This is a genomic window from Leifsonia sp. Root112D2 (assembly GCF_001424905.1).
Lineage (GTDB): Bacteria > Actinomycetota > Actinomycetes > Actinomycetales > Microbacteriaceae > Root112D2.
Window position 1 is genome coordinate 452,851 of sequence record NZ_LMCU01000001.1, and the last position, 11,928, is coordinate 464,778.

General features: G+C 65.7%; 12 protein-coding genes and 1 tRNA gene. 6 read left to right on the forward strand and 7 right to left on the reverse strand.

Annotation, left to right across the window (positions count from 1 at the left end; all coding sequences use genetic code 11):
- The first annotated feature begins 40 nt into the window (after positions 1 to 40).
- Positions 41 to 1,000, forward strand: coding sequence for an NADP-dependent oxidoreductase (locus ASC63_RS02005; RefSeq protein WP_055809241.1), 960 nt, complete (start codon positions 41 to 43; stop codon positions 998 to 1,000).
- 1 nt (position 1,001) lies between these two features.
- On the opposite strand, the gene ASC63_RS02010 is transcribed toward ASC63_RS02005, so the two are convergent.
- The 7 genes from ASC63_RS02010 to ASC63_RS02040 all read right to left on the reverse strand — a co-directional run bounded on the left by ASC63_RS02010 (position 1,002) and on the right by ASC63_RS02040 (position 6,664).
- The gene (locus ASC63_RS02010) at positions 1,002 to 1,556 is read right to left on the reverse strand and encodes a GNAT family N-acetyltransferase (RefSeq protein WP_055814658.1); all 555 of its coding nucleotides are present in this window, start codon (positions 1,554 to 1,556) and stop codon (positions 1,002 to 1,004) included.
- 75 nt (positions 1,557 to 1,631) lie between these two features.
- A complete protein-coding gene (locus ASC63_RS02015; RefSeq protein ID WP_235491723.1) occupies positions 1,632 to 3,629 on the reverse strand; it encodes a S53 family peptidase in 1,998 nt (665 codons plus the stop codon).
- A 163-nt stretch (positions 3,630 to 3,792) separates the two neighbouring features.
- Positions 3,793 to 4,482, reverse strand: coding sequence for a 50S ribosomal protein L1 (rplA, locus tag ASC63_RS02020; RefSeq protein WP_055809243.1), 690 nt, complete (start codon positions 4,480 to 4,482; stop codon positions 3,793 to 3,795).
- Positions 4,483 to 4,601: 119 nt separating this feature from the next.
- Positions 4,602 to 5,030: a 50S ribosomal protein L11 gene (rplK, locus tag ASC63_RS02025; RefSeq protein ID WP_055809246.1), complete on the reverse strand. Its 429-nt coding sequence runs from the start codon at positions 5,028 to 5,030 to the stop codon at positions 4,602 to 4,604.
- A gap of 90 nt (positions 5,031 to 5,120) precedes the next feature.
- Positions 5,121 to 6,182 (reverse strand): transcription termination/antitermination protein NusG, encoded by a 1,062-nt coding sequence (gene nusG / locus ASC63_RS02030; RefSeq protein ID WP_055814664.1) that lies wholly within the window; start codon positions 6,180 to 6,182, stop codon positions 5,121 to 5,123.
- Positions 6,183 to 6,267: 85 nt separating this feature from the next.
- Positions 6,268 to 6,549: a preprotein translocase subunit SecE gene (secE, locus tag ASC63_RS02035; protein ID WP_055809249.1), complete on the reverse strand. Its 282-nt coding sequence runs from the start codon at positions 6,547 to 6,549 to the stop codon at positions 6,268 to 6,270.
- Between the two features lie 42 nt (positions 6,550 to 6,591).
- Positions 6,592 to 6,664: transfer RNA gene (locus ASC63_RS02040), tRNA-Trp, on the reverse strand.
- Positions 6,665 to 6,874: 210 nt separating this feature from the next.
- Between ASC63_RS02040 and ASC63_RS02045 the strand changes: the two genes are divergently transcribed.
- From ASC63_RS02045 to ASC63_RS02065, 5 genes are all read left to right on the forward strand, one after another.
- The gene (locus ASC63_RS02045) at positions 6,875 to 8,074 is read left to right on the forward strand and encodes a pyridoxal phosphate-dependent aminotransferase (RefSeq protein WP_055809252.1); all 1,200 of its coding nucleotides are present in this window, start codon (positions 6,875 to 6,877) and stop codon (positions 8,072 to 8,074) included.
- A gap of 90 nt (positions 8,075 to 8,164) precedes the next feature.
- On the forward strand, positions 8,165 to 9,097 hold the full coding sequence (locus ASC63_RS02050) for an ABC transporter ATP-binding protein (RefSeq protein WP_082487653.1): 933 nt from the start codon (positions 8,165 to 8,167) through the stop codon (positions 9,095 to 9,097).
- Positions 9,094 to 9,948 carry an ABC transporter permease gene (locus ASC63_RS02055; protein ID WP_055809255.1) on the forward strand — a complete coding sequence of 285 codons (855 nt, stop codon included), beginning with the start codon at positions 9,094 to 9,096 and terminating at the stop codon, positions 9,946 to 9,948. The genes ASC63_RS02050 and ASC63_RS02055 overlap by 4 nt, the downstream gene beginning before the upstream one ends.
- Before the next feature lie 106 nt (positions 9,949 to 10,054).
- Positions 10,055 to 11,242: a sensor histidine kinase gene (locus ASC63_RS02060; protein ID WP_055809258.1), complete on the forward strand. Its 1,188-nt coding sequence runs from the start codon at positions 10,055 to 10,057 to the stop codon at positions 11,240 to 11,242.
- The gene (locus ASC63_RS02065; RefSeq protein ID WP_055809261.1) at positions 11,239 to 11,916 is read left to right on the forward strand and encodes a response regulator; all 678 of its coding nucleotides are present in this window, start codon (positions 11,239 to 11,241) and stop codon (positions 11,914 to 11,916) included. Before ASC63_RS02060 ends, ASC63_RS02065 begins: the two co-directional genes overlap by 4 nt.
- The last annotated feature ends 12 nt before the right edge of the window (positions 11,917 to 11,928 follow it).

The following is an 11,928-nucleotide window of genomic DNA, read 5'->3' on the forward strand; positions in this document are numbered from 1 at the left end:
GAGCAGAATGGACGTGTCGAGCGATCGGGAGGATCAGCTAATGGATAACATGCGCGCCATAGTGATGGACGAAGCCGGAGAACCGGATGCGCTGCGGCTGGCGGACGTGCCGGTGCCGCTCAAGGTCAACTCCGAGTTTCTCATCGAGGTGCACGCGGCAGCACTCAACCCCATCGACGCCAAGACGCGGGCGGGGCGCGGAGTGTCTGCGGCGATAGCCAATTATCCCGCCGTGCTCGGTCACGATTTCAGCGGTGTGGTGCTGCAATCGCCGTATGAGGCGCATCCGATTCGCCCCGGTGACGAGGTGTTCGGCATGGTCATGTTTCCGCGGTTCAGTGGCTCGTTCGCCGAGGTCGTCGCGGTGCCGAGCCTCAGCGTTGCGCGCAAGCCGACTGCACTCACGCATCTCGAGGCTGCAGCGGTACCGCTCGCCGCGATGACCGCGTGGGGGCCCGTCGTCGAACTCGCGCAGGCGCACGAAGGGCAGCGGATGCTCATCCACGCCGGTGCGGGCGGGGTAGGGCACTTCGCGGTGCAGATCGCCACCCACTTCGGCGCGCACGTGATTGCAACGGGGTCGACGCGCAACCAGGACTGGCTGCGCGAGCTCGGGGCATCCGAGGTCGTGGACTACACGACGACACGGTTTGAAGACGCGGTCGAAGAGGTCGACGTGGTCATCGATCTGATCGGCAATGTGCACGAGAACACCGGCAGCCGCTCGCTGAAGGTCATGAAGCCGGGCGGGCTCATCGTGAACATTCCGACGGGCAGTTGGCCGTCATTCTTCACGGATGCCGCTGCCGCCGGCATGCGCGCCACCGACTACAAGGTGGCACCGGATGCGCGCACGCTCGATGTGATTGCGGAGTTGCTGCAGACGGGGGCGCTGCGCGTGAACGTCGACGAGGTCTTCGATCTTGCCGACACGGCCCAGGCGATGCGCGCCCTCGAGGAGGGGCACACCCGCGGCAAGATCGCCCTGCGCGTTCGCTGAGCTACAGCGCGCGCTCGAACACGTAGTCGTCTTCGAGACGGTCGCCCACGAGAAAGTGCTTCGTGCCCACGCGCTCGTAGCCCTGCTTCTCGTAGAAGCGCTGCGCCCGCGCATTCTCCTCGTTGACGCCGAGCCAGATTCCGGCGGCACCACGCGCCCGAGCGGCGTCAAGCGACGCCTCCATGAGCGCGCCCGCCACGCCGGCGCCGTGATATCCAGCGAGCACGTAACACTTGCTGAGCTCCGCAGTGGGGCGGATGCGCAATGCGCCCGCGACATCCGCATCATCCGGTTCGCCGAAATTCACCATGCCGTAGCCCACGATGTTCGCCTCGCTCCGTGCCGCGGTCTCCGCCGCGTCCACGGCCACGAGCACGAGCCGCTCGACATCAGCGACGTACTCGGCGAAGCGCTCCTCCGACAACATCGTGGCAATGAAGTGCGCCTTCGCCTCCTCGGTCGTGTGCGGTGGGCAGGCGAGGGGGAACGTGGCGGCTGCGACCTCGGCGAGCGCCGCGGCATCCGGAAGCTGGGCGGCACGAACGGTGATGGTCATCAGCACAGAATACCGCCGCCCGGCTGGTCGAGTAGCAGCGTGCTCGCGCATGCCGTTACTCGACCAGCGGAACCGTTAGTGCCTGCCCTGGCCGACGAGCGACAGCAGCGAGAACGACACGCTGCCGAGCCCCGTCACATTGTCGTATCGCGGTGCCGTGGTGAGCGAGGTGTCCCTGTCGAGCGTGATCAGGTAGCTGTTGCCACTGGTCTTGCTGGTGTACGCGACGGCCTGCGGCGGGTTCGAGGGAACCACGTCGCGGAACGCCGACGGCAGCGCACGGTGCAGCGCGTACAGCGTCGGGTTGGCGAAGCCCACCGTGCTGTGCGTCAACTGCTGCACGATCGCCATCTGCGCGGCGACAAGAGGAGACGCCAGCGAGGTGCCGCCGTAGGTCTCGTTCTCGAAGTCACCCGTCTCGAGCGTCGAATCGTCGATGATCGGGCGGATGCCGATGAGGAACCCGGTGTAGGGATCGGCCAGCGCCGCGATGTCCGGCGACACCCGCTTGCCTTGCGCCAGGGCGTTCGGAACCGTGCCTCGCTGGTAGGCGGGCTGGCCGAACACGGCACTCGTGCCGCCACCGGCCCCGCCCACGAACCGCGTGCCGGGTAGCGGCTGGGTGTAGCTCAGCGCGCCCGAACCGTCGGAGACGATCTGGTCGATCGTGTCACCCCATCCGGTCTCGAACGACGCCTTGCCCTGCTTGTCGATGCCCATGCTGGTTCCGCCGACGGCCGTCACATAGGGCGAGGATGCCGGAAAGTCCGGCGACGCGTAGCCCAGGTTCGCAACCTCGTCGCCGTTGTCTCCGCTGGAGAAGTAGAGCCCGATGCCCTCGCCTGCCGCCTGAATGTGCAGGTTCTGCTCACCGCGCAGCACGTCGGCGGGGATCGCCTCACCGATGTTGCCGTAGCTGTTGCTGACGATGTTCGCCAGCTTGCCATCCAGAATCGTGGACAGCGCCACATCGAGGCCGCCGCCGCAGTTGAAGCCTCCCACGTAGAGGATCTTCGCGGCGGGCGCCACCGCGTGCACCGCCTCGACGTCGAGCGTCTGCTCACCCTGCCAGCCGCTGGGGTACTGGCACGCTTCCTGGTCGACAAACTCACTGGCATCCGGAACGATCTGTGAGTATGCGCCCTTCGACAGCGTCGGCTCACCGAGGCTGGCCGAGTAGGTGTTCACGTCGTTCACGATGCTCGGCGAGGCGTAGGCGTCGATGATCGCTACGGTCTGCCCGGCCCCGTTGAGTCGGCTTTTCGCCGAACTCGATAGCCCATATGCCGTGCGGATCTGCGACGGCGTGTACCCGCAGTTGTAGGTGCTGTACTGGGTCTTGCCGTTGTACGCGGCGGGAACCGTCACCACGTGCTGCCCGATGTACTGCGAACACGGCGTCGTGACAGGCGGGGTGGCCGGCGCGTTCGTGCGCAGCTGCGGCGTGCCGTTCGGGCCGAGGTCGCCCTGCTTGATCGAGTTCGGCTTGGTCAGCAAGCGGGACTGGTCAACGCTGATGCCCGCCACGGATGCGCCGATGGCCTTCGGCAGCGACGGCGCGCTCGAGGGCGCGACGAGCGTGTGATCGGCGTAGCGGTAACTGTGCAGCGACGTGCCGAACGCCGCGCTGACCTGGTCCGCCGTACCGCGGAAGACCACGTACTGCCGGCTCTGCGGCACGGCCGAGATCGTCAGGCCCTGCGCCTTGAGGTAGGCAACGACGCTGTTCACGGATGCCTGGCTCGGCGAGAAGCGCCGAATCCAGTCGCGGGGGTTCAGCGTGTGCCGATAACCGCGCGCGCCGGGCGTCGATGCCGCCGTGGCGAGGGCCGCCGCCTCATCCGCATGCTGCAGGGGCAGGTACACCTCGCCCTCGACCGAGGTATCGTCTGCAGCGACTCCGGCATCGTTGGCCGCCGTCGCCCAGGAGGGCACGGAATCCGCGTAGGAAACGCTGTCGGCAGCCGAGGCAGCCGACACGCCGGTCATCGAGAGCGCGATAACGCACGCGATGCTAGCGAGAGCGCCGAGAGCCTTCTGGTGAGAAGACCGGCGCGAGAGGAACGAACTCATGGATTGTCCTTACTCGTCGTTGAGAAAAGTGCGAACCGCACAGAGGGACTTTATGCCTGTTCACGACCCCCCACAAGGGGGATAGACACATGAGAATATTTCAGTGCGTTAAACGAAAGAGACCCACCCGCTATGGGTGGGTCTCTTCGTGTACGGTGCGTGCTTAGAACACGTTGACGTCCAGCGGGATGCCGGGGCCGAACGTGGTCGACACTGCACCCTTCTGGATGTAACGGCCCTTCGACGACGACGGCTTGAGACGAACGATCTCGTCAAGCGCGGCGGTGATGTTCTCGTGCAACTGCTCCGGCGTGAACGCCGCCTTGCCCACGACGAAGTGCACGTTCGCGTGCTTGTCGACGCGGAACTCGATCTTGCCGCCCTTGATGTCGGAGACGGCCTTCGCGACATCCGGGGTCACCGTGCCGGTCTTCGGGTTGGGCATGAGGCCACGCGGGCCGAGCACCTTGCCGAGACGACCGACCTGGCCCATGAGCTCAGGCGTGGAAACGGCCGAGTCGAAGGCGGTGTAACCGCCGGCGACCTTCTCGATGAGCTCGGCGCCGCCGACCTCATCTGCGCCCGCCGCGATGGCGGCCTCAGCTGCCGGGCCCGTCGCGAAGACGATGACGCGGGCGGTCTTGCCGGTGCCGTGAGGAAGAATCACGGTGCCGCGAACCATCTGGTCAGCCTTGCGGGGATCGACGCCGAGCTTGAGCGCGACCTCGACGGTCGAGTTGAACTTGGCGGAGCCGGTCTCCTTCGCGAGGGTGACGGCTTCCTGGGTGCTGTAGTACTTTCCGGCCTCGATCTTCTCGGCCGCGGCCCGGTAGGCCTTTGACTTCTGTGCCATTTGTTTCTCCTTGAGAGACTGTGGTCATCTGCGCCTGGCAGGCGCTGCCACGTGATGATGTTGTGAACCGGGGGTCTCGATACGCTCGCTGACGCTCGCTACTCGACCACCGGAGGGGGTTATTCGACCGTGATGCCCATGCTGCGGGCGGTGCCGGCGATGATCTTGGATGCCGCGTCGAGGTCGTTCGCGTTGAGGTCGACCATCTTCGCCTCGGCGATCGTGCGCACCTGGTCCTTGGTGAGCTTGGCCACCTTGACGGTGTGTGGCGTGCCGGAACCCTTGGCAACGCCTGCGGCCTTCTTGATGAGCTCGGCAGCGGGCGGGGTCTTCAGGATGAACGTGAACGAGCGGTCCTCGTACACGGTGATCTCAACCGGGATGACGTTGCCGCGCTGCGACTCGGTCGCCGCGTTGTACGCCTTGCAGAATTCCATGATGTTCACGCCGTGCTGACCGAGCGCCGGGCCGATAGGCGGGGCGGGGTTGGCGGCGCCGGCATTGATCTGAAGCTTGATCAGACCAGTTACCTTCTTCTTCGGTGCCATGTTTCTTCCTTTTCTTTGTTCGAACGGCGGCGTGAAACCGCCTGCTCTCCCGCGGGGCCGGCCTTTCCGGCCCGCGGTGGTTTGTGAGTGTTAGAGCTTGGTGACCTGGTCGAAGCTGAGCTCCACCGGGGTCTCGCGCTCGAAGAGTGAAACGAGCACCGTGAGCTTGCCGCTCTCAGGCTTGATCTCGCTGATCGAACCGGGAAGGCCCGCGAACGAACCCTCCTTGATGGTGATGGTCTCGCCGATCTCGAAGTCGACCTCGGCCGGAATGGCACGCGTTGCGGCCTTGCCGCCCTTGCCGCCGGCGGTCTTGGCTGCCGGCACATCCTGAATCTGCACGAGGCTCTTGAGCATCGAGAACGCCTCTTCGAAACGCAGCGGCGTTGGGTTGTGCGAGTTGCCGACGAAGCCCGTCACACCGGGGGTGTGCCGCACGACAGACCAGCTGTCCTCATTGAGATCCATGCGCACCAGCACATAGCCGGGAATGCGCACGCGGGTGACCATCTTGCGCTGGCCGTTCTTGATCTCGACGACGTCCTCCATGGGGACCTCGACCTGGTAGATGTAGTCCTCGACGGCCATCGAGACCATGCGGTTCTCGATGTTCGACTTCACACGACGCTCGAAGCCGGCGTAGGAGTGGATGACGTACCACTTGCCCGGCTTGCTGCGCAGCTCGGCGCGGAACTCGTCGTACGGGTCGACCTCGGCGGCGTCTGCGTCTTCAGTGTTCGCGTCGGCGGCGTCTGCCAGGCCTTCGGACTCCTCAACGGCGCCGGGCTCCCGGGACTCCTCGGCATCCGCCTCTTCGTCTTCCGCAGCCTCGAGTGCAGCCTCGGCCTCGTCGGGGGTGTCGATCTCGAGGGCGTCGTCGACAGCGGCATCCGCTGCGGGGTCGGTGGCTTCGGCCAGGGCGTTGAGTCGCGCTTCGAGGTCGAGCTCGATGTCGTCGTTCGACTCATCGCCGTCTGACTCGGAGTCGTTGCTCTCGCCCGATTCATCGAAGACGTGCAGCGCCTCGTGCTCGGCAGGCTCGACGGATTCTTCCTCGGCCTCGAGCACATTGCCCGTCTGAGCCTCGTCCTCTTCGGAGGACTGCTCCGCCGCGGTTGCCCAATCGACGCTCTGGCGATCTCTGTCAGCCACTGAATACCATTCCATTTCTCTCGTTGCACCGGCGATGTTCCCGCTCGCCAGCCCGATCGCCGGCAAGCCGGTCGACCTCAGTCATCTATTTGGAAACCGCGGGGTTTCCGAATGCCCACACCACACCGAGCCCGAAAACCCAGTCCATGAAGTACACGAGCGCCATGATGAAGACGACGAACACCAACACGACGCCCGTATAGGTGAACAGCTCCGAACGCGTGGGGGTGACGACCTTCTTCAGCTCGGCGACGACCTGCTTGATGAAGTTCGACAAACGCGCAAAAGGCCCACGCTTTGCCGCGCGATCCTTTCTGGCGTTCTCGACGATCTCCTCGCTCGGTTCGTCGATTTCTTTTCCGGCCACCTGGTTACACCTTTCGTGGGCCGGTGCTGACGCACCGACTTGCAGGGCGGACAGGACTTGAACCTGCAACCTGCGGTTTTGGAGACCGCTGCTCTACCAATTGAGCCACCGCCCTATGGACGCTGAACCTGCATAGCTTCGCTACGCGACATAAATGGACGATGAGCATGAAGGTGCTCTGTACGAAAATGGGCGCAAAAAAGCTTGGCAGAATTCAACTACCTCGACCAAGTGTAGGTGACGCCCGAACCCCTGTAAAGCTGGGGCGAACGCACCGCCCACGACAGCCATTCTAGGGGGAGGCGGTGCCGCTAGGCTGGGAGACGTGAGTGAGCAGAACCGCGTCTCCCGACGGATCGCGCAGATAGCGGAATCGGCCACCCTCAAGGTCGACTCGAAGGCAAAGGCGCTGCAGGCGCAGGGTCGGCCGGTGATCAGCTACGCGGCCGGTGAGCCCGACTTTCGCACCCCCGAGAACATCGTCGAGGCCGCCCTGGCCGCCGTGCACGACCCGAAGAATTACCGCTACACGCCCGCAGCCGGCCTGCCCGAGCTGCGTGAGGCGATCGCCGCGAAAACGCTGCGGGATTCAGGATTGGACGTGCCGGCATCCGCTGTCATTGTCACCAACGGTGGCAAGCAGGCGGTCTACCAGTCGTTCGCGACGCTGCTCGACCCGGGCGACGAGGTTATCGTGCCTGCGCCGTACTGGACCACGTATCCCGAGGCCATCAAACTGGCCGGAGGCGTGCAGGTCGACGTTTTCGCCGGGGCAGATCAGGGCTATCTGGTCACCGTTGAGCAACTTGAGGCGGCCCGCACTCCGCGCACCAAGGTGCTGCTGTTCGTGTCACCGTCGAACCCGACCGGCGCGGTGTACTCCCCCGAGCAGACGCGTGCGATCGGCGAATGGGCCGACGAAAATGGCCTGTGGGTGATCACGGACGAGATCTACCAGAACCTCGTCTACGACGGGGTTCGCGCTGTTTCCATCGTGGAGGCGGTGCCGTCGCTTGCCGACCGCACCATCCTGGTCAATGGCGTGGCCAAGACCTATGCCATGACCGGATGGCGACTCGGCTGGATGGTCGGCCCTGCCGATGCCATCAAGGCGGCGGGCAACCTGCAATCGCACCTGACCTCGAATGTGTCGAACATCTCGCAGCGGGCCGCCCTCGAGGCGCTGACCGGCCCGCAGGACGAGGTCGAGCGCATGCGGCAGGCCTTCGACCGGCGCCGGCGCGTCATTGTCGACGAGTTGAACGCCATCCCGGGTATCGTCACGCCCACACCGCAAGGCGCCTTCTACGTGTATCCGGATGTCACGGGGCTGCTCGGACGCGCATGGGGCGGTGTCATCCCCACGACCTCTCTCGAGCTGGCAGACCTGATTCTGGAGCAGGCGGAGGTGGCGACCGTTCCCGGCGAGGCGTTCGGGCCATCCGGCTACCTGCGCCTGTCGTACGCCCTCGGCGACGACGCCCTGCTGGAGGGCGTGCGCCGCCTGCAGCGACTCTTCGCGTAGCTGCCGTTCGCCGCATCCACCGATCGGTGGATGCCGGAATCGACCGGTCAGGGTCTGGTGCGGCGCACAACCGGCTGCGATTCTGAGGACATGACATCAACAGACGCGGTTGTGAGCGTTCGCGAACTGCATAAAAGCTACGGAGACTTCAGAGCCCTCGACGGCGTGAGTTTCGACATCCATCGCGGCGAGACGCTGGCGCTGCTCGGCCCCAACGGCGCCGGCAAGTCCACCACCATCGAGATTCTCGAGGGGTATCGGGACCGCACCAGCGGCGAGGCGCGCGTGCTCGGCGTCGACCCGCAGCACGGAGGTCTCGACTGGAAGGCTCAGCTCGGCATCGTGCTGCAGTCCAGCGGCGAGCCCGGCGACGTGACGGTGCGCGAGCAGCTCAGCCACTTCGCCGGCTTCTACCCCAACCCGCGCGATATCGACGAGGTGATGGCCGCCGTCGGACTCGAAGAGAAGGCGAAGACGCGCATCCGCGCCCTCTCCGGTGGGCAGCGCAGGCGGGTGGATGTCGCGCTCGGCGTGATCGGGCGCCCGCAACTGCTCTTTCTGGACGAGCCCACCACCGGCTTCGACCCCGAGGCACGCCGTGAGTTCTGGGGGCTCATCCGCTCGCTCAAACGCGAGGGCACCACCATTCTGCTCACGACGCACTACCTCGACGAGGCCGCCCAGCTGAGCGACCGCGCCGCCGTGATAGCGGGCGGCCAACTCGTGGAGATAGCCCCGATCACCGAGATCGGCGGGGCGGATGCCCGGGTGCCGGTCGTGCGCTGGCGCGAGGCATCCGAGATGCGCGAGCAGCGCACCACGCAACCCGCGACCTTCGTGGCGGGCCTCGTGGCCCGTCTCGGCAGTGAGCCGGAGGGGCTCGAGGTGATTCGGCCCAGCCTGGAGGATATCTACCTCGGCATGCTGGCGTCGCAGAACGACAGCGACCATACCCAGACCCCGCAAGTGAATCTCGACACGGCCGCCCTTCTGCAGCCTCAGGGAACGGAACAGAACTCATGACCACCGCAATCGCAACCGCCGTACCTGCCCTCGCGGCCGGTCGCAGCATCCGCCTCGGAATCAGTCGCATCGGCTACGAGGTGAAGGTGTACTTTCGGCAGGGCGATACCGTGTTCTTCACCTTCCTGTTCCCCGTCGTGATGCTCACCATCTTCGCCGTGGCGTTCAGTTCGCAGGGCAAGATGGGCGTGCATCCCGACGGCACGGGCGGCATCACCATCGCGGCCTATTACCTGCCGGGCATGGTGGCCGCCGGCGTGCTGCTGAGTGGCCTGCAGAACCTCGCGGTCGACATCGCCGGCGAGAAGAGCGACGGCACACTCAAGCGTCTGAGCGGAACGCCGCTGCCGATGCTCAGCTACTTCATCGGCAAATTCGGCCGGGTGTTCGTGACCGGCGTGCTGCAGGCGGCGCTGTTGCTGCTCGTCGCCCGTGTCGGCTTCAACGTTGCACTGCCCGCGGATGCCGGCAGCTGGCTCACCTTTGTGTGGGTGTTCGTGCTCGGAATCGCGACATCCGCCGTTCTGGGTATCGCACTCTCGGGGCTGCCGCGCAGTGGCAAGAGCGCCTCAGCCGTGATCATTCCCATCGTGCTGGTGCTGCAGTTCATCTCGGGTGTCTACCTGCAATTCACGATGCTGCCGACGTGGCTGCAGAACGTGGCGAGCGTCTTCCCGCTCAAGTGGATGGCCCAGGGCATGCGCGCGGTGTTCCTGCCGAGCGACTTCGCGGCCGCCGAACAGGGTGCCAGCTGGAGTCTCGGCTGGGTCGCGCTCGTGCTGGCCGTCTGGCTGGTCGCCGGCCTCATCCTCTGCCGGGTCACGTTCCGCTGGATTCGCAAGGACAGCTGAGCACAACCCGGCATCGCCGAGTTCGGGATCAACGTGGGTTGCAGCGTCGTGCATCAGCAGCCATCCCGAACTCGGTGAAGCGGCTCGAGAATGAGAGAGTGGTGACGTGAGAGGAAGCAGGCTGTGGGATCTCGCCTTCGGCGGCGCCCTCGTCGTGCTCGCCGTGATAGCCGCGTTCAGCTGGGGCCCGTTCGATTTCTCGCGCTGGGGCGTTTGGGCCACCCTCGCCGCCCTTGCCCTGTGCTACTTCGTCTTCGGCCGGCTCTCGGTTCACGAGGACCGTTTCACTGCGGCATTCATCGTCGTGCTGGTCGTTGGCGCTGGAATTCTGGCCGTATTCCAGCCGACCCAGGCCACATTTCAGGCGATAGCCCTTCCGGTGCTCTGGTGCATCGGCGGAAGCCTGTACCGCACCATCGTGCTCAACGTGCTGCTGGTCACCTCGGTAGCCATCGGCACGACCTTCAGCCTCGGTAGTGGCGCGGATGCCATGCTGCAAGCCGCCATCACTGCAGCCCTTTCACTGATCTTCAGTCTCGCTCTCGGCCTCTGGTTTACCCGCGTAGCCGAATACGGCGACGAGCGAGCACGGCTGCTTAAGGAACTGATCTCGGTGCAGGACAAGCTCGCGGCAGCCAATCGCGAGGCAGGCGTGGCAAGCGAGCGCGAGCGGCTCTCCCGGGAGATTCACGACACCATTGCGCAGAGCCTCACCAGCCTGGTGATGCTCGCCCAACGTGCGCGCGCCGAGCTCTCTCGCGGTGATCTCGGCCGCCACGACATCGAAATTTCTGCCATCGCCGAGAGCGTCGATCTCATCGAGACCACCGCGCGCGACGCGCTGACCGAGGCCCGCTCGCTCGTGGCGGCGCTCGCCCCTCTTCCCGTCGGAGAGTCGTCCCTCGCCGAGGTCATGAACAGACTCACCGCTCGTTTCACTCGTGAGACCGGCATGAGCGTCACCGCATCGGTCGCCGCCGCGGACATCCCGCGCGACTTCGAGGTGGTGCTGTTGCGCTGTGCGCAGGAGGGGCTGGCGAACGTGCGCAAGCATGCGCAGGCATCCGAGGCGCTGGTGTCGGTGAGTCGACAGCAGTCGGGTGTGCGGTTAGAGGTGCATGACAACGGGCGCGGGCTCAGCGGGTATGCCCCGGATGCCGAGCGCGGCTTCGGCCTGAACGGCATGCGCGACCGGGTCGCGCTTGTCGGCGGGGAGCTTGAGATCTCGGACGCACCCGGCGCCGGAACAACGCTCGTCGTGACGATCCCGGTGTCGCAGGAGGTTTCCGTATGAACACAGCAGGGCTCCAGGCCCGCGGCGCCAACCGGAATATCCGCGTGCTCGTCGCGGACGACCATCCCATTGTGCGCAGCGGTATAGCCGGGCTGCTTGCTTCCGCCGACGGCATCGAGGTGGTGGGTGAGGCCATAGACGGGGCGGAGGCGGTGCGGCTCGCAGCCGAACTGATGCCGGATCTCGTACTCATGGACCTGCGGATGCCACAACTCGACGGCGCAGAGGCGACCGCCGCGATCACGGCGTCGCTGCCCGACACCCACGTGCTGATTCTCACGACCTATGAGACCGACGACCACATTCTGGGCGCCATCGAGGCCGGGGCAAGCGGGTACCTGCTCAAGGCTGCGCCGGCCGAGGAGATTCTGGCGGGGGTGCGCTCGGTGGTCGGCGGCGAGACCGTGCTGGCGCCGGCGATAGCCGCCAAGCTGGTGCAGCGGGTGCGCTCCGATGCGGATGTCGGCGCGCAGCCTCCTCGCCCCCGACTCAGCGCCCGCGAACTCGAGGTGCTGCGTCTCGTGGCCGAGGGTCTCAGCAACCCCGACATCGGCCGCCGGTTGTTCATCGGCGACGCCACGGTGAAAACCCACCTTCTGCACGTCTTCGAGAAGCTCGGTGTGAGTGACCGAACCCGCGCGGTGACGCTTGCGTTGGAACTCGGGATTCTGTAGGCGCGGCGGCGG

Excerpts from the sequence above, each read along its gene's own strand:
- ASC63_RS02005 (WP_055809241.1), top strand. The coding sequence starts at position 41 with ATGGATAACATGCGCGCCATAGTGATGGACGAAGCCGGAGAACCGGAT.
- ASC63_RS02010 (WP_055814658.1), bottom strand. The coding sequence starts at position 1,556 with ATGACCATCACCGTTCGTGCCGCCCAGCTTCCGGATGCCGCGGCGCTC.
- ASC63_RS02015 (WP_235491723.1), bottom strand. The coding sequence starts at position 3,629 with ATGAGTTCGTTCCTCTCGCGCCGGTCTTCTCACCAGAAGGCTCTCGGC.
- rplA (WP_055809243.1), bottom strand. The coding sequence starts at position 4,482 with ATGGCACAGAAGTCAAAGGCCTACCGGGCCGCGGCCGAGAAGATCGAG.
- rplK (WP_055809246.1), bottom strand. The coding sequence starts at position 5,030 with ATGGCACCGAAGAAGAAGGTAACTGGTCTGATCAAGCTTCAGATCAAT.
- ASC63_RS02050 (WP_082487653.1), top strand. The coding sequence starts at position 8,165 with ATGACATCAACAGACGCGGTTGTGAGCGTTCGCGAACTGCATAAAAGC.
- ASC63_RS02055 (WP_055809255.1), top strand. The coding sequence starts at position 9,094 with ATGACCACCGCAATCGCAACCGCCGTACCTGCCCTCGCGGCCGGTCGC.
- ASC63_RS02065 (WP_055809261.1), top strand. The coding sequence starts at position 11,239 with ATGAACACAGCAGGGCTCCAGGCCCGCGGCGCCAACCGGAATATCCGC.